General features: G+C 57.5%; 23 protein-coding genes. 12 read left to right on the top strand and 11 right to left on the bottom strand.

The features are described 5' to 3' along the window. Position 1 precedes the first annotated feature (1 nt). Positions 2 to 1,105 (top strand): glycoside hydrolase family 88/105 protein, encoded by a 1,104-nt coding sequence (locus AC27VJ_RS07085; protein WP_488683404.1) that lies wholly within the window; start codon positions 2 to 4, stop codon positions 1,103 to 1,105. A gap of 12 nt (positions 1,106 to 1,117) precedes the next feature. Here AC27VJ_RS07085 and hydA read toward each other — a convergent pair whose 3' ends face one another. From hydA to AC27VJ_RS07060, 5 genes are all read right to left on the bottom strand, one after another. Beyond that, a complete protein-coding gene (gene hydA, locus AC27VJ_RS07080) occupies positions 1,118 to 2,542 on the bottom strand; it encodes a dihydropyrimidinase (protein WP_488683795.1) in 1,425 nt (474 codons plus the stop codon). Between the two features lie 29 nt (positions 2,543 to 2,571). Beyond that, on the bottom strand, positions 2,572 to 3,837 hold the full coding sequence (locus AC27VJ_RS07075) for a cysteine desulfurase-like protein (protein ID WP_488683403.1): 1,266 nt from the start codon (positions 3,835 to 3,837) through the stop codon (positions 2,572 to 2,574). A gap of 28 nt (positions 3,838 to 3,865) precedes the next feature. Beyond that, on the bottom strand, positions 3,866 to 4,615 hold the full coding sequence (locus AC27VJ_RS07070; protein ID WP_488683402.1) for an amino acid ABC transporter ATP-binding protein: 750 nt from the start codon (positions 4,613 to 4,615) through the stop codon (positions 3,866 to 3,868). Then, on the bottom strand, positions 4,615 to 5,286 hold the full coding sequence (locus AC27VJ_RS07065) for an amino acid ABC transporter permease (protein WP_062450185.1): 672 nt from the start codon (positions 5,284 to 5,286) through the stop codon (positions 4,615 to 4,617). The genes AC27VJ_RS07070 and AC27VJ_RS07065 overlap by 1 nt, the downstream gene beginning before the upstream one ends. 64 nt (positions 5,287 to 5,350) lie before the next feature. Further along, positions 5,351 to 6,148 (bottom strand): ABC transporter substrate-binding protein, encoded by a 798-nt coding sequence (locus AC27VJ_RS07060; RefSeq protein ID WP_077106409.1) that lies wholly within the window; start codon positions 6,146 to 6,148, stop codon positions 5,351 to 5,353. A gap of 156 nt (positions 6,149 to 6,304) precedes the next feature. On the opposite strand from AC27VJ_RS07060, the gene AC27VJ_RS07055 reads away from it, so the two are divergent. The 8 genes from AC27VJ_RS07055 to AC27VJ_RS07020 all read left to right on the top strand — a co-directional run bounded on the left by AC27VJ_RS07055 (position 6,305) and on the right by AC27VJ_RS07020 (position 14,188). After that, on the top strand, positions 6,305 to 6,997 hold the full coding sequence (locus AC27VJ_RS07055; RefSeq protein ID WP_353578736.1) for a FadR/GntR family transcriptional regulator: 693 nt from the start codon (positions 6,305 to 6,307) through the stop codon (positions 6,995 to 6,997). Between the two features lie 94 nt (positions 6,998 to 7,091). Then, on the top strand, positions 7,092 to 7,556 hold the full coding sequence (locus AC27VJ_RS07050; protein ID WP_353578737.1) for a heme-degrading domain-containing protein: 465 nt from the start codon (positions 7,092 to 7,094) through the stop codon (positions 7,554 to 7,556). Positions 7,557 to 7,674: 118 nt separating this feature from the next. Then, positions 7,675 to 8,139, top strand: coding sequence for a hypothetical protein (locus tag AC27VJ_RS07045; protein WP_488683794.1), 465 nt, complete (start codon positions 7,675 to 7,677; stop codon positions 8,137 to 8,139). Positions 8,140 to 8,294: 155 nt separating this feature from the next. Next, positions 8,295 to 9,680: a sensor histidine kinase gene (locus tag AC27VJ_RS07040; RefSeq protein WP_488683401.1), complete on the top strand. Its 1,386-nt coding sequence runs from the start codon at positions 8,295 to 8,297 to the stop codon at positions 9,678 to 9,680. Continuing rightward, entirely contained in the window at positions 9,677 to 10,321 is a 645-nt protein-coding gene (locus AC27VJ_RS07035) for a response regulator (RefSeq protein ID WP_488683400.1), read from the top strand. The genes AC27VJ_RS07040 and AC27VJ_RS07035 overlap by 4 nt, the downstream gene beginning before the upstream one ends. Positions 10,322 to 10,506: 185 nt before the next feature. Further along, complete coding sequence (locus AC27VJ_RS07030) at positions 10,507 to 11,520, top strand: iron ABC transporter substrate-binding protein (protein ID WP_113087521.1); 1,014 nt, start codon at positions 10,507 to 10,509, stop codon at positions 11,518 to 11,520. Between the two features lie 65 nt (positions 11,521 to 11,585). Next, on the top strand, positions 11,586 to 13,154 hold the full coding sequence (locus tag AC27VJ_RS07025; RefSeq protein WP_488683399.1) for an ABC transporter permease: 1,569 nt from the start codon (positions 11,586 to 11,588) through the stop codon (positions 13,152 to 13,154). Next, positions 13,151 to 14,188, top strand: a complete 1,038-nt coding sequence (locus tag AC27VJ_RS07020; RefSeq protein ID WP_488683398.1) for an ABC transporter ATP-binding protein — start codon at positions 13,151 to 13,153, stop codon at positions 14,186 to 14,188. The genes AC27VJ_RS07025 and AC27VJ_RS07020 overlap by 4 nt, the downstream gene beginning before the upstream one ends. Here AC27VJ_RS07020 and AC27VJ_RS07015 read toward each other — a convergent pair. Then, complete coding sequence (locus AC27VJ_RS07015) at positions 14,178 to 15,425, bottom strand: MFS transporter (RefSeq protein WP_488683793.1); 1,248 nt, start codon at positions 15,423 to 15,425, stop codon at positions 14,178 to 14,180. The genes AC27VJ_RS07020 and AC27VJ_RS07015 overlap by 11 nt on opposite strands. Positions 15,426 to 15,525: 100 nt before the next feature. On the opposite strand from AC27VJ_RS07015, the gene AC27VJ_RS07010 reads away from it, so the two are divergent. Next, complete coding sequence (locus AC27VJ_RS07010; protein WP_488683397.1) at positions 15,526 to 15,969, top strand: winged helix-turn-helix transcriptional regulator; 444 nt, start codon at positions 15,526 to 15,528, stop codon at positions 15,967 to 15,969. Here the strand turns inward: AC27VJ_RS07010 and AC27VJ_RS07005 are convergent. The 5 genes from AC27VJ_RS07005 to AC27VJ_RS06985 are packed head-to-tail and all read right to left on the bottom strand — an operon-like array spanning position 15,966 to position 20,605. Next, complete coding sequence (locus AC27VJ_RS07005) at positions 15,966 to 16,349, bottom strand: hypothetical protein (RefSeq protein WP_488683396.1); 384 nt, start codon at positions 16,347 to 16,349, stop codon at positions 15,966 to 15,968. The two genes, AC27VJ_RS07010 and AC27VJ_RS07005, sit on opposite strands and share 4 nt — an antisense overlap. Positions 16,350 to 16,361: 12 nt before the next feature. Continuing rightward, positions 16,362 to 17,279: an FAD:protein FMN transferase gene (locus AC27VJ_RS07000; RefSeq protein WP_488683395.1), complete on the bottom strand. Its 918-nt coding sequence runs from the start codon at positions 17,277 to 17,279 to the stop codon at positions 16,362 to 16,364. Beyond that, positions 17,260 to 18,117, bottom strand: coding sequence for an aldo/keto reductase (locus AC27VJ_RS06995; protein WP_488683394.1), 858 nt, complete (start codon positions 18,115 to 18,117; stop codon positions 17,260 to 17,262). Before AC27VJ_RS06995 ends, AC27VJ_RS07000 begins: the two co-directional genes overlap by 20 nt. Positions 18,118 to 18,166: 49 nt before the next feature. After that, entirely contained in the window at positions 18,167 to 19,150 is a 984-nt protein-coding gene (locus tag AC27VJ_RS06990) for an aldo/keto reductase (protein WP_488683393.1), read from the bottom strand. A 15-nt stretch (positions 19,151 to 19,165) separates the two neighbouring features. After that, positions 19,166 to 20,605 carry an MFS transporter gene (locus tag AC27VJ_RS06985; RefSeq protein WP_488683392.1) on the bottom strand — a complete coding sequence of 480 codons (1,440 nt, stop codon included), beginning with the start codon at positions 20,603 to 20,605 and terminating at the stop codon, positions 19,166 to 19,168. Between the two features lie 133 nt (positions 20,606 to 20,738). Here AC27VJ_RS06985 and AC27VJ_RS06980 point away from each other — a divergent pair, with 133 nt between their 5' ends. Both AC27VJ_RS06980 and AC27VJ_RS06975 read left to right on the top strand, forming a co-directional pair. After that, positions 20,739 to 21,632 carry a LysR family transcriptional regulator gene (locus AC27VJ_RS06980; protein WP_488683391.1) on the top strand — a complete coding sequence of 298 codons (894 nt, stop codon included), beginning with the start codon at positions 20,739 to 20,741 and terminating at the stop codon, positions 21,630 to 21,632. 120 nt (positions 21,633 to 21,752) lie between these two features. Next, on the top strand, positions 21,753 to 22,838 hold the full coding sequence (locus tag AC27VJ_RS06975; RefSeq protein WP_488683390.1) for an alpha/beta hydrolase: 1,086 nt from the start codon (positions 21,753 to 21,755) through the stop codon (positions 22,836 to 22,838). Positions 22,839 to 22,899: the final 61 nt, after the last annotated feature.

Genomic DNA, 22,899 nt, shown 5'->3' with positions numbered 1-22,899 from the left:
GATGACAGTCATCGACTATTTTGAGCAATTCGCCAGCCGCTATCAGCACTACAAAGGTGGCAGCTGGTGTTATGAAGATGGCTGCATCTATCGCGGCTTGCAGCTTCTCCATGACGCAACGGCTGAGAAGCGCTGGGACGATCATCTGCATCGCCTCGCGGATCAGCAGATTGGAGAAGATGGTACGCTGGCGGGTTACGATCCGCACGAATACAACATCGATCACATATTGGCGGGGCGCGTTCTCTTTCCTCTGGCCGCTGCAACGGGTAACAGCCGATACCTGAAGGCTGCTGATCATCTGGCAGGTCAGCTCAAGACGCATCCCAGAATTCCGGCTGGAAATTACTGGCACAAGAAGCGTTATCCGCATCAGCTATGGCTGGATGGCCTTTACATGGGATTACCCTTCCAGATCGAATACGCGCAAGAGACAGGCCGTCTCGAACTGATTACAGACGCGCTGCAACAGCTTTCGACGGCGCTGGCCCTGACAGAAAATCCGGGTGGGTTTTACGTTCATGGCTATGATGATAGCCGCGACCAGAGGTGGGCCGATCCCGTGACTGGTCGCTCGCCAGCCCTTTGGGGGCGATCTTTGGGGTGGCTGGCCATGGCCCTCGTGGACTGCCTGACGATATTACCAGACGATGAGGCAACCGCGTCGCTGCGAAAACGCACTCGGGTGCTTCTGGCGGCAATCATGGAGCGTCAAACAGAGAAAGGCCTGTGGATGCAGGTCTTCGACGCGCCCGATCTTGTCGGCAATTATGAAGAAACGTCGGCTTCTGCCATGTTCGCATATGCCCTGCTGCGGGCATCGCGACTGAAGCTGTTGGACGCAGACGAAACGGAGAGGGCGCGAAAGGGGGGAGGCACCGCTTTGAATGCGTTGATAGAGACTAAACTCGAGCAAGATTCGCACGGACGAACACAATTGTGCGGGATCGTCCACGTCGCTGGTCTCGGTGGTTTCGATGGTAATTATCGCGATGGCTCACAGGAATATTATCTGACCGAGCCAGTGGTCAGTGACGATGCCAAGGGCGTGGGTCCGTTGATGATGGCATATGCCGAGCACCTGCTTGCGAAGAAATCAGCCTGATGCTTTGCGATTTCAACTCAACGCTTCGGAACGCTGCTTCGTAAGCGACGATCGTTCGCGCGGCAGATAGTTTCCTTGAGGGGTGGGTTCGGCAAAAGCTCCGTCCTCCATAATGGTCTTGCCGCGCAGCAGCAGACGCACTGGCCAACCCCTAATATCCAGCCCCTCGTAAGGCGTATAATCCGCGCCATGGTGCAGCATGTCATTGGTGAGCGTGACGCGCTTGTTCGGGTCCCACAAGGCGATGTCAGCATCTGCACCGACAGCGATGGTGCCTTTGCGCGGGTAGAGGCCGTAAAGTTTGGCGTGATTGGTCGAGGTCACGGCGACGAACTGGTTGATGTCGATCCGGCCCTTCATTACGCCTTCCGAAAACAGGATGGGCAGGCGGGTGGCGACGCCGGGAATGCCGTTCGGAATCCAACGGAAATTCCGCTTGCCTTTCTCGTTCAGTTTTCCCTCCGGGTCATCAAAGCGGAACGGGCAATGGTCGGAGGAGAACAGGTCGAACACGCCCTGTTCGATACCTTCCCAGCAGGCGTCCTGGCTGGCCTTGTCGCGCGGGGGCGGTGAGCAGACATATTTGGCACCTTCCATCTCGCTCTGGTCGAGATCGTCTGCGGTCAACATCAGATATTGTGGGCAGGTTTCGCCGACGATTTTCTGACCGCGATGACGGGCTCTGCGGATTTCTTCCATCGCCTCTCGGTTGGAGACGTGGACGATGACGATGGGCACATCGACGATTTCGGCAAGCGAGAGCGCGCGGTGTGTCGCCTCACGCTCGGCAGCGATGGGTCGTGTCGTGGCGTGGTATTTCGGTTCGAATTTGCCGTCTTCCTCATGGCGACCGATGAGGTAGCGAATGGCATCCTCGTTCTCGCAGTGAACCATGACGAGCGCGCCGGTGCGGCGTGCCGTATCCAGAGTCGCGAGGATTTCATCGTCGCGGAGCCGCAAGCCCTCATAGGTCATGAAGACCTTCAGTGAGGTGTAGCCATCCTCCACCAGCGCCGGAAGCTCCTGCCCCAGAACTTCGGCAGTCGGGTCGGTGATAACGAGATGGAAGGACACGTCCACATGGCATTTTCCTTCGGCCTTTGCATGATAGACCTTCAACGCCTCCCGCAGTGAATGGCCTTTTTCCTGCATGCAGAAAGCCAGAACCGTGCTGTTGCCGCCAATGGCGGCCGAGCGGGTGCCGCTATCGAAATCATCGGCCATGACGATGCCATCGCCGGAGGGCTGGTCGAGATGGACATGGCTGTCGATACCGCCGGGCATGACGAAAAGGCCGGTGGCGTCGATCACTTCGTCGGCGTCGGTCAGTTCAGCGGCAAGTGCGACGATACGACCATCCTTGATGCCGACATCGCTGACGAAGGTGTCACTTGCCGTCACCACGGTTCCGTGCCTGATCACCGTATCGAAACGCATCATTCCCTATCCTTCCTGTCGTTCACAGCTCAGCTTGCTTTCGCAAATCCCGCATCGCCAGCCAGAATATGGTCAAGCGCAGCTGTAAAGCGATCAACCTCTTCCAGCGTGTTGTAATGCACCATGGAAACCCGCAGCATGCCGCCATGGTCTGTCAGGTCGAGATATTCGGCAAGCCGACGGGAGTGGAAATCCCCAAAGCGCATGGCGATGTTTTCGCCGTCCATTGCCTTGCAGAGATCGCCAGCTTCACGGCCATCGAAGCGGAAGGCAATCGTCGGCACGCGTGTTTCATCATGGTTGGTGGTCTGCCCAACGATCCGGCAATCGTTGCGGGAGCGCAGGTAGGTTAGCAATCGTTCGGTCAGGAGGTTCTCCTGCGCTGTGATGGCTGCAAAGGCCGCCTCGATTTTCTGACGCACCGTGCCGGTCTCGCCCGCCTGCTCGCCCAGCGCCGTCAGATAATCGACGATACCGCAGGTAGAGTAGGCCAGTTCATAGTTCGGGTTGCCCGGCTCCAGCTTGCCCGGCACTTTGTCCTTGCCGTAGAAATAATGGTAGAGCGTATCAAGCTCGAGCAGCAGATCGTATCTGCCATACATCAGCGCATAATGCGGGCCATAGGTCTTGTAGAGGCTGAAGACGTAATAATCGACGTCGAACGCCTGCACATCGACGGCGCGGTGCGGGGCATAGGCCACGGCATCGACGCAAATCTTTGCGCCGCGCGCATGAACGAAGTCGGCGATCTCGCGGATCGGATTGATGGAGCCGAGAATGTTGGAGACATGGGTGACGCAGACCATCCTTGTGCGTTCGCTCATCAGTGGTGCGAGATCGGCCAGATCGAGCGTCAGCGTTTCCTTGTTCAGCGGCCAGAATTTGAGCGTGATACCGCCATCCTGCAAACGGTCCCAAGGGCCGATGTTGGATTCGTGGTCGCTGACGGTGACGATGATTTCATCGCCCGCAGACAATTGGCTTTGCATAGCGCGGGCAAGGTTTTGCAAGAGCGCCGTGGTGGAACTGCCGAACACGATTTCTTCCGGTCTCGAAGCATTGACCAGATGCATGGCGGCCGTTCGGGCCTCGTAGAGCGCATTGGCTGCGCTTTGCGAAACCGCGTAGGAGCCGCCGATCTGCACGTTCTTTTCGATGAGAAACGTATTGATGCGCTCCAGCGCGCCTTTCAGTATTTGCGATCCGCCGGCATTGTCGAAGAAAGTCCAACCGCGTGACAGGCCTGGAAACTGGCTGCGCACATAATCGAGGTTAAGCGGTGAAGGGGTGGTCATTCCTGGTGTCTCCCGAGTGGTCTTTTATTCAATGGTTGAGGACGGCGCGAAGGAAGCCGCGTGTCCTTGCCTCTTGTGGATTGTCGAAAATGTCTGAAGGCGTGCCGGACTCTACCAGCCTGCCGCCGTCCATGAAGATGACGCGGTCCGCGACCTGACGGGCAAAGCCCATCTCGTGGGTGACGATCACCATGGTCACACCGGTGCCCGCCAGCTTGCGCATGACATCCAGCACTTCGCCGACCATTTCGGGGTCAAGCGCTGATGTCGGCTCATCGAACAGAAGAACGCGCGGCTCCATGGCAAGCGCACGCGCAATTGCCACACGTTGCTGCTGGCCGCCTGAGAGCTGGCCGGGAAATTTTTCCGCCTGCTCGGAAATGCCGACACGGGCCAGAAGCTCGCGCGCCTTACGTTCGGCTTCCGCTTCCGGCGTCTTTCGCACCCGCATGGGGGCAATCATAACGTTTCTGAGAACCGTCATGTGCGGAAACAGATTAAAGGACTGAAACACCATGCCGACTTCCGCGCGCACCTTGGCAAGGGCCGGACCGGGTGCAACGCGAATCCCATCGACGGTGATGGTACTATCTGGCGAAAACGCTTCCAGATGGTTGATGCAACGAATGAGCGTCGATTTGCCGGACCCGGAAGGGCCGATGACGCAGACGACTTCGCCTGCGGCCACATCGAGATCGATGCCGTGCAGCACGGTGAAGGTGCCATAGGCCTTGGTCAGCCCACGAATAGAAATCAGAGGGGAGGTGGCCTTTTCCATCAACGTTTCCCCCGGCTGAAGTGTTTTTCAAGGCGTGCCACGACGGCGACCATCGGCCATAGCAGCGCGATATAGATGAGGGCAGCACCGATCAGCGGCGTGGGGTTTGCGTTCAGCGCCTGCGCTTGCGTCGCCTGTTTCAACAGGTCCGGCATGGCTACCACCGAGGCAAGGGCGGTGTCCTTCATGACGTTGATGCAGTTGTTGGTCAGCGGTGGAATGACGATGCGGATGGCCTGCGGCAGAATGATATCGACCATGGTGTTGCGGTTAGAGAGACCAAGGGCTGCGGACGCCTCGAATTGCCCATGCGGCACAGCCTCGATGCCTGCACGAAAGATTTCGGCGGTATAGGCGGCTGATACCAGCGATAGTGCAGTGACAGCGGATAGGAACGGCGACAGCCGGATGCCGACGAAGGGCAGCGCGTAGTAGACGACGATCAGCAGCACCAATAGCGGGATCGACCGGAAGATGTCGATGTAGCCACGGATCAGCAGCTTGAAGAAAGCCGGCGCGTAAAGGCGTGCCACCGCCAGAAAGAGGCCGCCAATCAGGCCGCAGAGAATGCTGGTGATGCCGATCTGGATGGTGACGACCAGACCCCAAAGCAGCTGCGGCAGGCTGTTGAGAAACACGGGAACATTGAAGAAGGTATTGATGAGGTTCATGCCGGAGTGGCTCCCTTGGCAATCTGGCGGGGCGCGTTTGGCCCCGCCGGATGCGGTTCAAGCCTTACTTGGCCTTGGGCATGTCGAGAACGGCAACGGTCGAGGTCGTGTCCTCTGCCTTTGCGCCGAACCATGTCTCATGCAGCTTGGCAATGAAGCCTTCGCCCTTCAGCGTGGTGATAACCTTGTTGACTTCAGTGGCGAGCGGATCGCCCTTGTTGAACATGATCGAGTATTTTTCACCGGTCGGAATGCGCTCGACAACCTTCAACTCCGGCTTGTCCTTTGCGTAATAGAGCAGGGCAGGAATATCCGAGATATAGCCGTCGATGCGACCGGCTACGAGATCGAGCATGGCGGGCTGCAAGCCTTCGAACTTGCGGATTTCGCCAAGCTTGTATTCGCCCTTATGAGCTTCGGCCCACATATCGCCTGTCGATCCCGTATCGACGCCGACGACCTTGCCGCTCATACCCTTGAGGCCGGTGATGCCGGAAGCGGCTGTAACAGTCAGGGACTGGTCGCTGTCGTAGTAGGGCTGCGCGAAGGTGACGGATGCCAGGCGCTTTTCAGTGATGGTGATCGAGGAAATGGCCATGTTGATACGGCCGGACTGGACGGCGGGGAACAGGCCGTTGAACGGCGTGTTGACGAATTCCACCGACTTGCCGAGCCGCTTGGCGATTTCGTTGACGAGGTCGACTTCGAAGCCGGTGACCTTGCCGCTGGCATCTTCGAATTCCCAGGGCACGTTGCCGATATTGGCGCCGACCGTGAGATCGGCGGCCTGAACGTTGAACACGCCGAGTGCTGAGACCAGCCCGGCGAGAAATGTGCTTTTGATGCGCGAAACGTGAAGCATGCGAGAACCCCTTGTTTTATGTTTTAAGCCAATCTACGTTGGTCTAACTGGTCAGACCAGTCCGACCAAACAAGCACGCGCTTTTGTGCTTTGCAAGATGTTACTTAAAAAATATATCGGAAGAGCCGGTGGCGGCTTTCAGGGAACAGGGATCGAATGCTCAACAAAACGCTTGTGCCACAATCGGTTGCCCGCGAAATACAGGCCATGATCCAAGCTGGGCAATTGAAGGCCGGCGAGAAAATCCCGTCACAGCGCGAGTTCTCCCAGAAATTCGGTATCAGCCGGGCATCCCTACGAGAAGCTTTGCTGACGCTTGAGACGTTAGGTCTGCTGAAAACGGAGGCCGGGCGCGGGACATTCGTGGCCGCTGGTGATGGGGCGGCTGGCCAATCGGGCATGGCGCCATGGCGCTACTCCGAAAGCTATTCCGTCTTCGACGTCTTCCAGACCCGTATTCTGCTGGAAGGCGAGATTGCGCGGCTTTCCGCCGGGCGATTGTCCCAGACACAGTTGGAAAAGATGGAAAAGGCCACCAAGATCATGGAGGATTGCTGGGCCAATCAGGATTTGCTCGCCAATGTCGATGCCGATCTGGAGTTTCATGGCACCATCGTGTCTGCCTGCTCCAACACCATGCTGAAAGCGCTTTACCAAACGGTTCGGGATCAGGTGACCGAAACCCAGCGCCAGCCGATCCCGATCACCGACCCGGAACGGATGCGGCAATCCATTGCAGAACACCGCCGCATCATTGCAGCTTTGAGGGCAAACGACGGAGCTTTGGCCCGTAGCGAAATGGAGGCGCATATTCGCAACACGGCGCGTTGTGCGGGCTTGCAGCCCTAGTGAGCGCAAAAGGGGTGCTCAACCCACCCAGCCTTTGACTTTTCGGGCGTTTGAATGGAGGTTGGTAAGGATATCATCATGTTAGGGGAGCCACATGGCCGTAGAAACGCCTAGTATAGAAGCCGTGTTGGCCGAAGAAGCCAATCTTAAACTGGATCGCTTCAACTATGATTTTGCGTGGATGTTGGGCAGCCATATCAGGCAAAGAGCGGCGTCTCTGAAACTGCCAGTGGCTATCGAAGTCAGGCATGGCGCTGATGTGGTATTCGCGACCCTTCTTCCGGGGGCGACAATCGATAATTTTGGGTGGACCAGCCGCAAATGCGCTGTTGTCCATCGGTTCCACCGCAGTTCTTTGCGCGTCCGGCTTGAAGCGGAAGCGAAGGGCTATGATTTCAACACGAAATTCGGGTTGCCAACCAGTCACTACGTGGCAAGCGGTGGCGGATTTCCGTTGGTTTTAAACGGCGGAACGCTCATTGGATCGGTGGGTGTCAGTGGTCTGCCTGATGTCGAAGATCACGCGTTGATAACGTCCTGCCTGAAGGAACTTTTGTAACTCGAAGGGTGTACACGACGAGCTTTGTTCGAAGCAAAAAAGTCGCAAAGCGGGTTTACGAGCGTCTGAACGACAGTGAGGAGCGTGATCCGTGAAACACCTTTTTGCAACGCTGTTTATGTGCGCCGTGTCGCTCTCCGCCTCCATTGCTCCCGCATGGGCAAACTGCGTTTCGCTGGTTGGACGGCCCGAATGGCCGACGATTGCGCGGGCTTTGTCGTCAGCGAAGGTTTGCGAGCAGCTTCCCGCCGGACCCAATCACACGCAAAGTTTCCACGTACAGTCAGCGGAATTGTGTCGCAGCGCGGATCGTAACGCCTCTCTGAGAGCGACTGCCTTCGTGACCTGCGAAAGCCCTCCAGACGCACTTTTCAACACGCCGCCAATGCAGGCAGAAATTGCCGTTGCCGTTTCAATCGACGAAAGAGCATGCAGGATTACCGATGCTCAAATTCAGATTGGTGGCGAACTGGGAAACTTTTTGTCGAATGCTGTAGATGCCAATGAACTCGTGAGGCGATGGAGGCAATCGGACCTATCGCAACTCTGCCGACAGATGCAGCGGGTAAATACGCCGAACTGATCTCACCTGTGTCCGGCGTCAGATAAAGTCAGGCAAAAAGCACCCTTTCGGCACGGTGGCAAAGGGTGCTTCCGTTTCCAAACATTTGGAGCGTTGCAATCGGCGGCCTTCTGGAACAGAAAGTCGAAGATGTACGCTGCGGCTCCGGAACGACCATGAAGTATTTTGCTGTACGCCAGTTTCTTCGTCTGTCTGGACGTCGGCCAACGCTAGCCTGGCAATTCGCCTTGGCTGGGACGGTCGTTCTTTTGCTCGGCATGATCCTGATCGGGCTATGGGTAACGTCCAAAATCGAGAACGCAGCCGTGCGCAACATGGCAAGCGGAACGGCTCTCTATGTTGCCGGCATTGTCTCTCCGCTGACGCAGGAACTAGCGACCGGTTCGTCACTCAGTGATGATGCGCGAGGCAAAATCCTCGACACGCTTAATCAGGGACCTTTGAGAGGTGAACTGTTTTCCTTCAAAATATGGGGCAAGGACAACACGATAGTCTTCAGTAGCGAGCCCAGCCTGATCGGCAAGAGGTTTGACGGATCGGTCGGACTTTCTACCGCCTTCAATGGCACGGTTCATGCCGCTTTCGATACTCTGGAAGGTGAAGAGCATGCCGAGGAAAAGCAAAGCGGCCAGATGTTGCTGGAAATTCATAGCCCCATTCGCGATGCCGTGTCCGGCAGGGTCATCGCCGTCGCGGAATTTTACGAGCGCTCTGCCGATCTCATGTCGGAGCTAGATAATGCGCGTTACGAAAGTTGGCTGGTCGTTGCCGGCGTGACGGCGGGCATGCTGGTGCTGCTGTTTGGCATCGTCGCGAAAGGGAGCCGCCTGATCGAGGAGCAGAAACGATCTTTGCATCTGCAGGTAACGGAACTATCGCGCATGCTTGAGGTCAACAAAGGTTTACGCCGACGTATCGATCAGGCAACTCAGCGCACCGCGGCACTCAACGAGCGCTATCTGCGCAGAATATCTGCCGAGCTGCATGATGGCCCGGCCCAGCTCCTGGGATTTGCCGCGTTACGGCTGGAGGCAATCCGCGCCGGACGGGCAAGAGAAGACGACGAAGCCATGGTCCAACATTCCATTGATGAAGCGGTCAGAGAGATCAGGGGTATCTGCCGTGGCCTGACCTTGCCGGAGCTTGAAGGGCTTTCCGGCGAGGATGTGGTACGCCGCGTGATTGCCACTCACGAAAAGCATTCTGCACGATCTGTAGAAGCAGATATCGCTCCGCTGGAGATTACTTCCCAGGCCATGAAAATCTGCACTTATCGCTTCCTCCAAGAAGCTCTCAGCAACGCCACCCGGCATGCGCAGGCGACTAACATCGCTGTTTCAGCAGGCGAAACGAATAGCGAAATCATCATTAGTGTCCGTGATAACGGTGTCGGTTTTGTTCGGCGTGATAATGAGGACGGCCTTGGTCTGGCTGGGCTAGAGGAGCGGGTCGCAGGGCTAGGCGGGCGGTTGGAAATTGTTTCCGAAGTCGGATCAGGCACATCGATCTCCATGACCCTGCCCGGTGGGGCTAACGCATGAAACCGGGTGTAATCAGAATCGTGATCGTGGACGACCACCCGATTTTTCGAAGCGGGTTGTCGCGCAGTCTGGAAGATGAGCCGAGTTTTGAAGTGGTTGGAGAAGGCGCCAGTGCTGCCGATGCGATTTCACTGTTTGACCAGCACCGTCCGGATATCCTGCTGCTGGATCTTTCCATGCCCGGTGGCGGACATTCGGCGTTGCGCGTTATTCTGCGGCGAGACGCTGCGGCCTCCGTCATCGTTCTGACGGCCTCGGAACATGATTCCGATATCGCGCAAGCCCTTGCCGAGGGAGCAAAGGGCTATGTTCTTAAAGGCGTCGGTGTATCCGAACTTGTTGCGGTGATTTCGGGGGTTGCTGCTGGTGAGGATTGCATCGCGTCGTCTTCGACGCGCGATGCCGTGGCGGGGCTGGAAACCGTCAGGCACCCTGCGCAAGCCCTCGCCAGTCTGACGCCCCGAGAGGAGCAGATTCTTGAACTCGTGGCCGCTGGCAACAGCAACAAGGAAATTGCCCGGCTGTTGAACCTTCAGGAAAAGACCATCAAACACAATATGACGCGCATTCTGCAGAAGCTGAAACTGCGCAACAGAACCGAGGCTGCGATCTATCTCCGAGAAGCCCGATCAAAAGACTGATCGGGGGATAATGACCTCTCAGCACATCTCCCGATAGGGACTTTAGTCCCCATAGCTCGAACCGTTTCGCGGGTATAAGTGGAGTTTATCCGAATAGTTTTAAGCGCATTTCAAGTGCGTGTTCGGACGCTTAAATCGCACGGAAAATATGGTCCATCGCGGCCTGTTTTGATCGGGAGACATACGTGACTAAACTATCTGGAAAAAATCTTTTGATAGCGGCTGCCTTTGCCGCGACGTGCCTGTCTGGCACCGCGCATGCGCAGGATGCCGATGGAATCGTCGTTTATAACGCGCAACACGAAGGACTGGGCATTGCCTGGGCAGAAGCTTTCACGAAGGAAACGGGTATCAAGGTCACGCTCCGCAAGGGCAGCGACATGGAGTTTGCCAACCAGATCGTGCAGGAGGGTGCCAATTCTCCGGCGGACGCGTTTTTGACGGAAAACTCGCCAGCCATGGCGCTTGTCGATAGCAAGGGCCTGTTCGAACCGGTCGCTAAGGAAACGCTCGAGCAGGTTCCCGAGCAGTTCCGCCCTGCGGATGGTCATTGGGTCGGCATTGCTGCTCGCTCCACCGTTTTTGCCTATGACAAGACCAAGCTCACAGAAGACAAATTGCCAAAGTCGATGCTGGACCTCGCAAAGCCGGAATGGAAGGGCCGTTGGGCTGCATCTCCAACGGGTGCGGATTTCCAGGCCATCATTGGTGCGCTGGTACAGCTGAAGGGTGAAGCGGAAGCCACCACATGGCTCAAGGGCATGAAGGAAAACTTCAAGGCCTATCGCGGCAACTCAACAGCCATGAAGGCCGTCAATGCCGGTGAAGTCGAAGGCGCGTTGATTTATCACTATTACTACTTCGGCGATCAGGCAAAGACTGGCGAAAACAGCAAGAATGTCGCGCTGCACTACTTCAAACATCAGGATCCGGGTGCGTTTCTCTCGACCTCCGGCGGCGGCATTCTCGCCTCTTCCAAGCACAAGGAACAGGCCCAGGCTTTCCTGAAGTGGGTTACCGGCAAGGGCGGCCAGACGATCCTGCGTGATGGCGATTCTTTCGAATATGCTGTTGGCAACGGTCAGGCCTCCAACAAGGCGCTGGTACCGATTGCCGATCTTCAGGCGCCGAAGGTAGAGGCATCCACGCTTGACAATGCCAAAGTCACCGACCTGATGACGGCAGCTGGCCTGCTCTAAATCCTCAACTCAGACAAAAGTCATCGCAGCTTGTCTGCGATGACTTTTCGATTTTCGAGGCACGGATGAAATCTGTCGTAGAAACCGGTCATCTTTCCATTTCCAGACCGCGTCCGGTGGTCGATTTGCCATGGACGATCCTGATCGCAATCTTTGTTGCATGTCTGGCGCTTTTGCCATTCTGCTTCGTGTTGTGGGCGTGCATCGAAACCAGCTGGGAAACGGCGTCCCATTTGATTTTCCGCGCCCGCGTCGGCGATCTGATGGTCAACACCGTGCTGTTGATCCTCTTCACCCTTCCCATCTGCATACTCCTGTCCGTGACGCTGGCCTGGCTGACGGAGCGCACCGATCTTCCCGGTGCGAGAATCTGGTCATGGATGGCCATTGCACCGCTTGCGGTGCCCGCTTTTGTGCATTCTTACGCCTGGGTTGGCCTGTGGCCCAGCTTCAACGGACTGCCCGCCGGTATTGCCATCTCGGTCGTCGCGTATTTTCCATTTGTCTATTTGCCAGTGTCGGCTGCGACCAGATTGCTTGATCCAGCCTTTGAAGATTGTGCGGCATCACTGGGGCTGAACCGGCTTGCAGTTTTTCGCCGTGTCGTGCTGCCGCAATTCCGCTTGGCAATCTGTGGCGGCGGGCTTCTGGTTGGTCTGCATCTGCTGGCGGAATATGGCCTTTACGCCATGATCCGCTTCGATACGTTCACGACGGCGATCATGGATCAGTTCCAATCGACCTATAGCGGCGCGGCAGCAAATATGCTGGCGGTGGTTCTCGTGTTCTGCTGCGTTCTGCTCCTTGCACTTGAGGCTAGGTTTCGCGGCAAAAGTCGCAGTGCGCGTGTGGGTTCAGGCGTTTCCGGTCGCAACGGGCTGGTTCCGCTTGGGCGATGGAAATATCCCGCCTTTGCCCTTTTCATCATCGTATCCATGTTCTCTCTCGGCATCCCGGCTCTCACACTCGGGCGTTGGCTTATTGCGGGCGGGGCAGGGGTATGGAAGGTGGATACAATCGGCCTTGCACTTTGGCAGACCATAGAGATTTGCCTCATCGGCGGCGTTGTCGTCACAGCCGCAGCAGTGCCCATCGCATGGCTTTCCGTCCGCCGCTCGACGCGGGCCTCCGCCCTGTTGGAGAAATGCTATTATCTGGCAAGCTCCATGCCGGGTGTGGTTATTGCGCTGGCGCTTGTAACGGTGACGGTTCGGGTCATTCTGCCGCTTTATCAGACCGTTACCACCATCTTTCTTGCCTATGTCGTCATGTTTCTGCCCCGCGCACTGGTCAGCCTTCGCGCGGGAATAGCGAAGGTGCCGGTGGAGCTGGAACAGGCTGCGGCAAGTCTCGGACGTTCGCCAGCCCGCGCACTCTGGTCTACGACCGTGCGGCTGGCAGCCCCGGGTGCAGCGGCAGGTGCTGCTCTAGCCGCTCTCGGTATCATGAACGAGTTGACCGCTGCGCAAATGCTGGCACCGAACGGTACCCGCACACTGGCCATGGCTTTCTGGGCCATGACCAATGAAATCGATTATGCGGGTGCGGCACCCTATGCCCTTCTGATGGTGCTTTTTTCTTTGCCCATGACTTTTCTGCTCCATAATCAATCTCGAAAGATCTCAGGGCGATGACGTTTCTGAAGCTTCAAGCCATCCGCAAATCCTATGGTTCGGTCGTCGCGCTGGATAGCGTCGATCTTTCCGTAAAGGCAGGCAGCCGCACCGCCATCGTCGGTCCGTCCGGCTGCGGAAAAACCACATTGCTGCGGCTCGTGGCTGGTTTTGACGTTCCTGATTCAGGGACGATTACCCTTGATGGCGAAGTGATGGCCGGCGATAGCCAGAAAGTCCCGGCCCATCGTCGCAATATCGGCATCGTCGCCCAGGACGGCTGCTTGTTTCCGCATTTGTCGGTCGCAGACAATATTGCCTTTGGCGTGAATGCAGAGAGGGCAGTCAGACACAGCAAGGCAGCCGAGTTGATGGACATGGTCGGGCTTGACCGCGCGATGCTGTCGCGCAAACCCGACCAGCTCTCGGGCGGCCAGCAGCAACGTGTCGCGCTGGCCCGTGCATTAGCGAGAAAGCCGCGTCTGATGCTTTTGGATGAACCCTTTTCCGCGCTCGACACCGGTTTGCGGGTCGCCACACGAAAAGCGGTTACCGAGGTTCTATCCGCCGCAGGCATTCCGACCATCCTCGTCACGCATGACCAAAGTGAGGCTTTTGCTTTTGCCGAACAGCTGGTGGTGATGCAAAAGGGCCGTTTTGCCCAGGTCGGTTCACCGCAAGAACTCTACGCCCGCCCGGTTGATCCCGCGACGGCGACGTTTTTAGGGGACGCAATTATTGTTCCGGCAGATGTTGCTGACGGCCATGCCGATAGTGAGCTCGGTCGGCTGCCTGTCGAGGATGACCTCTACCGCGGCAAAGCCCAGATCATGATCCGCCCGGAACAGATTGTCGTAACGAGAGCGACCAGCAACAAGCAGTCATCTGGCACAATCAATGACGTGAGCTTCTGCGGGCCAGCTTTCACCGCAAAGGTCACGCTGCAAAGCAGTGGCGTGTCCTTCCATGTGAACCTTCCCTCTCATGAAACAATGAGTAGCGGAGAAGCCGTTTCCGTTTCCTTTCTCGGTAAGGCGCATCTTTTCAAGAGTTAGGAAAAGAGCGGAATTTTCGTCCGGCACGCGTCCGGCTCACGAGCCAGAACAACAGAGCGGTGCCGCTGAATGCGGCGCCGAGGATGGAAACGCCGGTCCATCCGCAGCTGGCGTAGATGGTTGTCGAGGCGACGGCGCCGACCGCACTGCCGAGTGAGTAGAAGATCATGTACCCGCCTACCAGCCGGCTGTGGGCGTCAGGGCGCGCTGCGAAAATCAGACTTTGATTGGTAACGTGAACAGCCTGGACTGCAAAGTCGAGAAGGATGACGCCGACAAGGAAGGCGAGCAAAGATTGAGGCAGAAAGCCGATCCCAAGCCAGGATAGGGTGAGCAGGGTTAGCGACAGTCCTGTCGTACACTGCGCAAATCCACGATCTGCCAGTCGGCCAGCTGCATTCGCGGCCAATGCGCCAGCAAGTCCGGCCAGTCCGAACAGGCCAATTTCGGTGTGCGACAACTCGTAGGGTGCTGAACTCAACGGCAGCACCATGGCCGTCCATAACGTGCTGAAGCTTGCAAATACAAAAAAGGCGAATATTGCGCGCTGGCGCAACAGACCGTCATGCAGGAAGAGCGCGGGGATGGATTTCACGATGGTGGCATAAGTGTCCGAAGTCTTGGACGCCTGTTGGCGGGGAAGAACGCGGAAGAGGACTGTCGCCATCAAGAGCATCAGCGCGGCTGATGTGAGGTAGACGGCGCGCCAGCCTCCGAAGTCGGCAATTAGTCCGGCTACAGACCGGGCAGCCAAAATTCCAGTAACCACTCCGCTCGTCACCAGGCCGACGGCGCGGCCCCTTTCCGCCGGAGCCGCGAGGCTTGCCGTGAAGGCGACCAGCACTTGAACGACGACTGCGAGAAGGCCGACGGCTATCATTGCGCTAAAGAAAATGCTGGCACTGGGCGAAAGACTGACAAGGGCGAGTGCAATGGCCGATAAGATGGTCTGGGAAAGGATGAGCTTGCGGCGGTCGACAAGATCACCCAGCGGCACCACGAGGAAGAGACCCGCTGCGTAGCCGACCTGTGTCAGCGTGACAACGAGACCGATTTTTGCTTGATCTATGGCCAAATCGGAGGCGATCGCATCGAGCAGCGGTTGGGCATAATAGATATTGGCGACGCTGATGCCGCAGGTGACAGCGAAAATCATGACCAGCCATCTTGGCAACACTGCCGGCGTGGCCTGGACCTCCATTCTTTCATCGTAGGGCGGGTGATTGGTTGCTGTCATCTTGTCCATCGAATATGCTCCAGTCTGGTATTAAGATAAGACCACTTGCGCCACGCATGTTCTAGTTCTATTTTAGAACCAGTTTAGTGGAGGTGATGGAGTGAAAAGGAAGAGCTTTCGAGAAGCGGAATGTCCTGTGGCGCGCACGCTTGATGCAATCGGCGACTGGTGGTCACTGCTGATCGTCCGCGATGCATTCGATGGCATCACGCGCTTCAGCGATTTCCAAAAGAATCTCGGCATCGCAAAAGGCATGCTGTCATCGCGTCTGCGTGATCTGGTTGAAGCCGGTGTGCTTGAGTTGGTGTCTGCTTCTGATGGCAGCGCGTACCGGGAGTATGTTCTGACCACGAAAGGGCGGAATCTCTTTCTGGTGATCGTCGCGCTTAGGCAATGGGGCGAAGCGCATCTGTATCGAGCCGACGAACGGCGTTCCGTTTTGGTGGATAGCGAGACAAAAGACCCGGTCGCACCACTTCAATTACTTTCCGCCGGTGGTCGAGCGCTGGAATGGGCTGACACAGAAATCAGGCATGCGCTTTAACCGCGAACGGCCTGTTCCCTGATCTGGCGGATGGCATCGTTGAACCCTTTGGGCGTGCCGCTTGATCCGGCCAGCTTGCCAACCTTAACCTGATCAATGCGCTTGCCCACCACGACTTTCGGCACCGCTGCAGCAAAGGCGCGTTGCAGTTCGACAGAACGGGGGACGTAGGCATGCGGGGTCACAGCCACCGCAGTGATGACGCCGTCCTTAAGCGTCGCCTTGACCGTGATGTGCGAAGGCTGGCCACCATATTCTCCCGTTGCCGTGTAGACTCCGTCCGCATATCGGGTGGGTCTGGTGCTCTGCGCATCCGCGCTTCCCGCAAGCGTCAATGTAAGGGCGGTGGTCAGAAAAAGATTGTTTGTCTGATTGCGCATGATGGTTCCTTTTTAGGTGAAGATTTCGCCATCGAAATTGTCCGAGACTTCGACGCGTCCATCGGCGAACATGCGGACGAAGGAGAAGTCGAAGCTCTGCATAAGTCGTGACGAAGGGCCGAAGAAGAGTGCTGTCGCCAGCCCGTCCGCCGTCGCCGTATCCGCTGCAATGGCCCAGGTGGCGATAACGTCGTTGGTCGGTCGTCCGGTGCGGCCATCGAGAACATGGTGGAGGCCATCGCCCCAATGCCGCCGATTGGATGCGGAGGCGCAGATCGAGTTGTTTCTGAGATTGGCAACTCCGATCACCATCTCCGCATCAAGAGGATGCTCAAGACCGACCGCCAGTTCAACGCTCCAGCGATGACGGATATCGCCGCTGCCATCGATGACGAAGTCCTCGAAGCCATTCGTCTCCAGAGTTCTGGCCATTAAGTCGACAAGGTATCCTTTGCCGACTGCGCCGAGATCAATGACCAAGGGGCCACGGGTAGATAATGTCCTCCCGTCCCGGACGATGTCTCGATGCCAGGATGGTCGAAGCTGGTCGCGTTCTGTCTCCCGAGGCGTCAGCGAATACGTCCGGTCATAGCCGAGCAGTTCGAGGTCTCTGCCGATCAGCGGATCGACGCCTCCATCAGTGGCCGCGTGAAGTCGGTCGTAGAGATCGAACATGGGGACCGCATCGTCCGGTAAACTGAACGTCCCGCCATCGTTTGCCGCCGCGATCCGGGTGACGATGGAGCCCTCCCGGAACCGCGAATAGACGCTGTCGAAACGCTCGACCAGTTCGAGGATGTGCCGTTCGATCTCCGCTTCGAGCGGTGCTGGCGTGTCGATCTCCCAGGACGTGCCGATGGCATCGAACTTGAGACGGAAGACCTCCACGCGTTCGGCGGATGGCACTGGCTTACAGCTTGCGTGTGCCAAGCCACTTCACCTTTTCCGGATCGCGATGGTCGAAGAAGCTGCTGGCCTTTTGGTCGAGCGAGCCAATGGCTGTGACATCTTCCTGGTCGAGTTGAAAATCGAAGACCTGGAAGTTCTCAGCCATCCGCTCCTTGCGCACGGACTTCGGAATGGCAACGATGTTGCGCTGGATCAGCCAGCGAAGCACGACCTGCGCGGTGCTCTTGCCATGTTTCCTGCCAATCGACTGCAACAGTTCGTTTGTAAACAGCCCGTTTTTACCTTCCGCAAAAGGACCCCAGGCTTCTGGTTGGACCTTGTATTCCTGAAGGACTGCCTGCGCGTCGTTTTGCTGGTGGAATGGATGGATTTCGATCTGGTTGACCGCGGGCACGATCTCGTTGTGAAGCGCGAAGTCCACGAGGCGGTCGGGATAGAAGTTGCTGATACCGATGGCGCGGATACGGCCCGCCTTGTGCAGCTCTTCCATTGCACGCCATGCCCCATAGACATCGCCATAGGGCTGGTGGATGAGCCAAAGGTCAAGATAATCGAGTTGCAGTTTGTTCAGCGAGCGTTCGAAGGCGGCCTTGGCACCCTCATAGGACGCGTCTTCGATCCACAGCTTGGTCGTGACGAATAGCTTGCTTCGATCAATGCCGTGATTGCGGATCGCGTTGCCGACCGCCTCTTCATTGCCGTAAGACGTTGCAGTGTTGAGGAGACGATAACCGACATCGATCGCGTCACGCACGCTGCGTTCGCATTCGGTGGGATCGGGCACCTGAAAGACACCGAAGCCCAGGATCGGCATCTCGATCCCATTGTTGAGGGTCACTGTGGGGACTGATTGAGCCATGTTGATTTCCTTTCGTTGGAAGCGGGAGCGCGGAGCTCACCGCATGTCTTTACTTGCCGACGCGTGCCTGAAGATGCGCGGGGTATCTGTCGCCGACGATGTCGATCTTTGCGAGGGCGTCTGCGATGTCTGCGGCATCCTTTGCCGACAGTTCGACAGTTGCCGCATCAAGATTTTCCTCAAGGCGATGAAGTTTTGTGGTGCCTGGGATTGGCACGATCCACGGCTTTTGCGCCAAAAGCCATGCAAGCGCGATCTGTGCAGGGCTTACGCCTTTGGATTCGGCAATCTGGGTCAGCGCTGAGACGAGGGCCTTGTTGGCTTTCAGATTCTCTGCCTGGAAGCGTGGCACGACGCTGCGGAAATCGCCGGGGCCAAATGTTGCCGTTTCGTCGATCTTGCCCGTGAGGAACCCTTTACCGAGCGGGCTAAAGGGCACGAAGCCGATGCCCAGTTCCTCGAGCGTCGGGATGATCTCCTTTTCCGGCTCGCGCCAGAACAGGGAATACTCGCTCTGGAGGGCGGTAACGGGCTGGACAGCGTGCGCCTTGCGGATCGTCTGCGCGCCCGCTTCCGAGAGGCCGAAATGCTTTACTTTGCCTTCATCGATCAGGTCCTTGACCGTGCCCGCGACGTCCTCGATTGGCACGTTCGGATCGACACGATGCTGGTAGAGCAGATCGATCACGTCGGTGCGCAGCCGCTTCAATGAGGCTTCGATCGACTGGCGAACGTAATCCGGGCGACTGTTTAAATGCTGGCCGCCATCGGTGCTTGGAAGCTCGAAGCCGAACTTGGTGGCGATGACGACCTTATTGCGGATCGGCTGGAGTGCTTCGCCGACCACGTCTTCATTCGTGAACGGCCCGTAGACCTGCGCGGTATCGAAGAAGGTCACGCCACGATCATGGGCGGCGCGAATAAGGGCGACCGCGTCCTTGGTGTCGGTCGCCGCACCGTAACCGTGGCTAAGGCCCATGCAACCAAGACCGAGAGCCGAGACTTCGAGAGTGCCGATTTTACGTTTTTGCATGTCAATCTTCCTTGATTACGCCGCGCTCTTCACAATCGCGGGCTCTTCCTGGTTTCTGTCCAGCCGACGAGCGGCAGGGATGATGGTCATGACGGCAATGACAAGCGCGAGCATCAACATCACAGTTCCGGCGTCGAAGGCATGCGAGACGCGGAATGCGGTGAGATCAGCCCCGGTCAGGTCCGCCGACCCCAAGGCGGCTATGGCGATGAGAACGCTGAGGCCGACTGAACTGCCTATCTGGTGTGCCACGTTTACCGCGCCAGATGCGGCACCAGCGTCGTCTTTGGAGACCCGGGCGACGCCCGAAGAAGTGAGCGGGCTCAGTGTCAGGCCTTGGCTGATCCCGATCAACAGCATGGGTAATGCCACCGCCGTCCAATAGTTCGATCCGATGCCCGCGCGGCTTAACCAGCCCATGGCGATAATGCCGATCACCATACCGAACACGAGGACGGCGTTGCGGCCAAAGCGATTGATGAGACGCGGGACAAGGATGGCGATCGGGACATGCAGCATTGTTGCCGGAACGAAGGCGAGGCCCGTTACCGCCGGGCGGAAGCCCGCGACTTCCTGCAAATACAGCGTGGTGAAAAAGAAGAAGCCAACCATTGCGCCAAGATAGAGAACACGCGCCGCGTAGGCTCCTGACCGCTCAATGTCCGAAAACAGGCGAAGCGGAAGGATCGGCTGTTTGGCGTAACGCTCGATCTGCACGAAGGCTGCGAGCAGAGCGATGGCAGCAACCAGAGTGGCGATGGTCATTGCATCCCAGCCAGACTGCGCGGAGCGGATGAAACCATAGACCAGCGCGCTCATGCCAAGAGTGGAGGTGATCGCGCCGGGAATATCGAGGGCTCCCGGTCGCTTGGCACTTTCGGGAATATAGAGCCGAGCGGCCAGGATCATGGCAATGCCGATCGGCAGATTGATGAAGAAGCCGATGCGCCATGAGAGCCAGTCGGCCAGAAGTCCGCCGACGATCAGCCCGATGGTCGCCGAGACCCCTGCGGCAGCACTGTAGAGCGATACGGCGCGGACACGTTCCTCGCCCTCGTCGAATTTGGTCTGAAGAAGAGCCAGCGTCGATGGTGCGAGGATTGCGGAGCCAAGACCTTGGACAGCACGCCACGACAGCATCCAGGCGGATGATTGCGAAGCGCCGATTGCGATGGAGGCAAGCGTGAAGATCGCCATGCCAAGGATGAACATCCGGCGGCGACCGAGGATATCGCCCGCACGGGCACCCAGAAGCAGGAAACCACCGAACGTGAGCGTGTAGGCACTCTGCACCCAGGCCAAGCCCGCATCGGTGAAGCTGAGTTCCTGATGTATCTTCGGCAGGCCGGTCAGCACGACGGAGATGTCGAGCACGATCATCACATAGCTGATCAGGATGATCGCAAGGATGGCGGTCTTGTTTTGTGAGGCGGTTACAGCCTGGCCTATTGGCATCTCGTTTTCCATTCAAGATCGACCACACCGTCCTCCACGACGGGGCCTCTGTTTCGTTTGGGACAAGATAACCCTTGCCGACCATTTGGATTAGGGGCAGTAATCGGGATGAAGCTATAAGGATGCCTAATGAATGCCGCAGGAGAATTTCAACGATCTGGTTGCCTTCGTAATGGTGGCGCGGGAGGAAAGCTTCACGAAAGCCGCCGTCAAGCTGGGCGTGTCGCAGTCTGCGCTTAGCCAGACGGTTCGTGGCCTTGAGGAACGGCTTGGCCTGCGGTTGCTGACGAGGACGACACGGCGCGTTTCTCCCACAGCGGCAGGTGAGCGTCTTCTCCAGACGGCTGGCCCGCGCTTCGAGGAAATTCAGGCCGAACTGACGGCGCTCACCGAGATGCGGGACAAGCCTGCCGGGACGGTGCGGATTACGGCTGGCGAACACGCCGCGATTTCTGTTCTCGCTCCCGCGCTGGATAAATTCTTACCCGACAATCCGGACGTGAAGGTCGAGATCACTGTCGATTACGGCCTGACCGACATCGTGGCTGAGCGTTATGATGCGGGCGTGCGCCTGGGCGAGCAGGTCGCCAAGGATATGATCGCGATCCGTATCGGCCCGGAGATGCGCATGGCAGTCGTCGGCGCGCCATCCTATTTCCGGCAGAACCCGTGGCCCGAAAAGCCCGAGGACCTGACAGGGCACAATTGCATCCAGATCAGGATGCCGACCCACGGCAATATTCTCTCATGGGAGTTCGAGAAGGATGGACATGAACTAAGGGTGAAGGCTGAGGGCCAACTCGTGTTCAACAACATTGCCATGCGGCTTGACGCCGTCAAAAGAGGACTTGGGCTAGCCTATATGCCTGATGATCTGGTGGCGGAGGAGATCGCCAAGGGTGAATTGATACGGGTACTCGAAGACTGGTGCGCTCCATTTCCCGGTTATCACCTCTACTACCCCAACCGAAGACACACGTCTCCCGCCTTCGCGCTGGTAATTGATGCCCTTCGATATCGTGGATAACGCGCTAATCAACCGTTTGTGATTGATTAGCAGGGCTTATGGCTTCAATCGTAAATAGGTATCTAATCATCCTGTCGATGCTCAAGCAGCCTTCTCCCAACTTAATGTTGTGAGATCGATATGCCTCCCTTATTTGCCAAAACTCTTTCTGCCCTCGCTTTCTCAAGCGCCATCGCACTCTCCGGCGTAGCCCATGCACAATCTGGAACGAAGCCGCAACCGCTGGTCATTCAGGAGCAAGGTAGCTTTGCGGTGGGCGGGACGGTCGCGAAGACCGCTGGCACTTACAACAACAACGCTCCGACGGCGGAGGGGCAGTCGCTTCACGGCGATCACGCCTATGTATTCTATCAGGTGCCGCAGAACCCCAAACCTTTGCCCATCGTCATGCTGCATGGAGCCTTCCAGTCCGGCCGTAGCTGGGAAACCACCCCCGATGGTCGCGAAGGTTTCCAGAATATTTTTCTGCGCAAGGGTTTTTCCACCTATGTCGTAGACCAACCGCGCCGAGGCCGTGCGGGCAACTCTACCGTGGCAGCGACGATTGAACCGGCACCCAATGACCAGCTTTTCTTCGACCAGTTCCGCCTCGGAAAATGGCCGGACTATTTTCAGAATGTCCAGTTCGATCGTGGGCCAGAAACGCTCGACCAGTTCTTCCGTTCAGTGACTCCGAACACCGGCCCTTACGATGCCAAGGTGATCTCGGACGCAATGTCGGCTCTGTTCGAAAAGACTGGACCCGGCATTCTCTTCACCCATTCGCAGGCCGGTGGTCCCGGCTGGCGGACCGCGATCAAGAACCCGAACGTCAAGGGTATCGTCGCACTTGAACCCGGTAGTGGCTTCATCTTCCCCGAAGGCGAAGTGCCCGCCGACATGCCAAGCGCGGCCGGCACGCTGAAGGGCGAGGCGGTCCCGGTCGCTGATTTCGAGAAACTGACCAAACTGCCGATCGTCATCTATTACGGCGACAATTTCCCTGTCGAGCCGACCACCGAACGCGGTCAGGATAATTGGCGGGTGCGTCTGGCGATGGCCAAGCTTTGGGTCGAGGCCGTCGACAGGCACGGCGGCGATGCGACGCTCATCCACCTGCCGGAAATCGGCATCAAGGGCGGCACCCACTTTCTGATGTCGGACCTGAACAATGTCGAGATCGCCGACCAGATATCCAAATTCCTCGCTGACAAGAAGCTCGATTGAGGCATCGGCACTAGTGCATCCGTAACCGCCGCCTAACAGCCACGGGCAAAAGAAGCAGAGG

The organism is Agrobacterium sp. 20P9.1.2 (assembly GCF_057799395.1).
This window is presented reverse-complemented; position numbering and strand designations above follow the sequence as displayed.

What these genes read in the sequence shown, in the direction of transcription:
- AC27VJ_RS07085 (WP_488683404.1), top strand. Translation starts at nt 2, where the DNA reads ATGACAGTCATCGACTATTTTGAGCAATTCGCCAGCCGCTATCAGCAC.
- hydA (WP_488683795.1), bottom strand. Translation starts at nt 2,542, where the DNA reads ATGCGTTTCGATACGGTGATCAGGCACGGAACCGTGGTGACGGCAAGT.
- AC27VJ_RS07075 (WP_488683403.1), bottom strand. Translation starts at nt 3,837, where the DNA reads ATGACCACCCCTTCACCGCTTAACCTCGATTATGTGCGCAGCCAGTTT.
- AC27VJ_RS07070 (WP_488683402.1), bottom strand. Translation starts at nt 4,615, where the DNA reads ATGGAAAAGGCCACCTCCCCTCTGATTTCTATTCGTGGGCTGACCAAG.
- AC27VJ_RS07065 (WP_062450185.1), bottom strand. Translation starts at nt 5,286, where the DNA reads ATGAACCTCATCAATACCTTCTTCAATGTTCCCGTGTTTCTCAACAGC.
- AC27VJ_RS07060 (WP_077106409.1), bottom strand. Translation starts at nt 6,148, where the DNA reads ATGCTTCACGTTTCGCGCATCAAAAGCACATTTCTCGCCGGGCTGGTC.
- AC27VJ_RS07055 (WP_353578736.1), top strand. Translation starts at nt 6,305, where the DNA reads ATGCTCAACAAAACGCTTGTGCCACAATCGGTTGCCCGCGAAATACAG.
- AC27VJ_RS07050 (WP_353578737.1), top strand. Translation starts at nt 7,092, where the DNA reads ATGGCCGTAGAAACGCCTAGTATAGAAGCCGTGTTGGCCGAAGAAGCC.
- AC27VJ_RS07045 (WP_488683794.1), top strand. Translation starts at nt 7,675, where the DNA reads ATGTGCGCCGTGTCGCTCTCCGCCTCCATTGCTCCCGCATGGGCAAAC.
- AC27VJ_RS07040 (WP_488683401.1), top strand. Translation starts at nt 8,295, where the DNA reads ATGAAGTATTTTGCTGTACGCCAGTTTCTTCGTCTGTCTGGACGTCGG.
- AC27VJ_RS07035 (WP_488683400.1), top strand. Translation starts at nt 9,677, where the DNA reads ATGAAACCGGGTGTAATCAGAATCGTGATCGTGGACGACCACCCGATT.
- AC27VJ_RS07025 (WP_488683399.1), top strand. Translation starts at nt 11,586, where the DNA reads ATGAAATCTGTCGTAGAAACCGGTCATCTTTCCATTTCCAGACCGCGT.
- AC27VJ_RS07020 (WP_488683398.1), top strand. Translation starts at nt 13,151, where the DNA reads ATGACGTTTCTGAAGCTTCAAGCCATCCGCAAATCCTATGGTTCGGTC.
- AC27VJ_RS07015 (WP_488683793.1), bottom strand. Translation starts at nt 15,425, where the DNA reads ATGACAGCAACCAATCACCCGCCCTACGATGAAAGAATGGAGGTCCAG.
- AC27VJ_RS07005 (WP_488683396.1), bottom strand. Translation starts at nt 16,349, where the DNA reads ATGCGCAATCAGACAAACAATCTTTTTCTGACCACCGCCCTTACATTG.
- AC27VJ_RS06995 (WP_488683394.1), bottom strand. Translation starts at nt 18,117, where the DNA reads ATGGCTCAATCAGTCCCCACAGTGACCCTCAACAATGGGATCGAGATG.
- AC27VJ_RS06990 (WP_488683393.1), bottom strand. Translation starts at nt 19,150, where the DNA reads ATGCAAAAACGTAAAATCGGCACTCTCGAAGTCTCGGCTCTCGGTCTT.
- AC27VJ_RS06985 (WP_488683392.1), bottom strand. Translation starts at nt 20,605, where the DNA reads ATGCCAATAGGCCAGGCTGTAACCGCCTCACAAAACAAGACCGCCATC.
- AC27VJ_RS06980 (WP_488683391.1), top strand. Translation starts at nt 20,739, where the DNA reads ATGCCGCAGGAGAATTTCAACGATCTGGTTGCCTTCGTAATGGTGGCG.
- AC27VJ_RS06975 (WP_488683390.1), top strand. Translation starts at nt 21,753, where the DNA reads ATGCCTCCCTTATTTGCCAAAACTCTTTCTGCCCTCGCTTTCTCAAGC.